The sequence below is a fragment of the Streptomyces sindenensis genome (assembly GCF_014649035.1).
Lineage (GTDB): Bacteria > Actinomycetota > Actinomycetes > Streptomycetales > Streptomycetaceae > Streptomyces > Streptomyces sindenensis.
This window is the reverse complement of record NZ_BMSG01000100.1, coordinates 1-553: the sequence shown is the minus strand read 5'-3', so window position 1 is coordinate 553 and position 553 is coordinate 1. Positions and strand designations below refer to the sequence as shown.

The window sequence follows — 553 nt, the reverse complement described above, 5'->3', positions numbered from 1 at the left end:
GCTTGTGCGGGCCCCCGTCAATTCCTTTGAGTTTTAGCCTTGCGGCCGTACTCCCCAGGCGGGGAACTTAATGCGTTAGCTGCGGCACCGACGACGTGGAATGTCGCCAACACCTAGTTCCCAACGTTTACGGCGTGGACTACCAGGGTATCTAATCCTGTTCGCTCCCCACGCTTTCGCTCCTCAGCGTCAGTAATGGCCCAGAGATCCGCCTTCGCCACCGGTGTTCCTCCTGATATCTGCGCATTTCACCGCTACACCAGGAATTCCGATCTCCCCTACCACACTCTAGCTAGCCCGTATCGAATGCAGACCCGGGGTTAAGCCCCGGGCTTTCACATCCGACGTGACAAGCCGCCTACGAGCTCTTTACGCCCAATAATTCCGGACAACGCTTGCGCCCTACGTATTACCGCGGCTGCTGGCACGTAGTTAGCCGGCGCTTCTTCTGCAGGTACCGTCACTTTCGCTTCTTCCCTGCTGAAAGAGGTTTACAACCCGAAGGCCGTCATCCCTCACGCGGCGTCGCTGCATCAGGCTTTCGCCCATTGTG

1 rRNA gene is annotated in these 553 nt (G+C 58.0%); it reads right to left on the bottom strand.

From position 1 onward, the window contains the following. Positions 1–553 (bottom strand): 16S ribosomal RNA (locus IE145_RS33210); the annotation flags it as partial.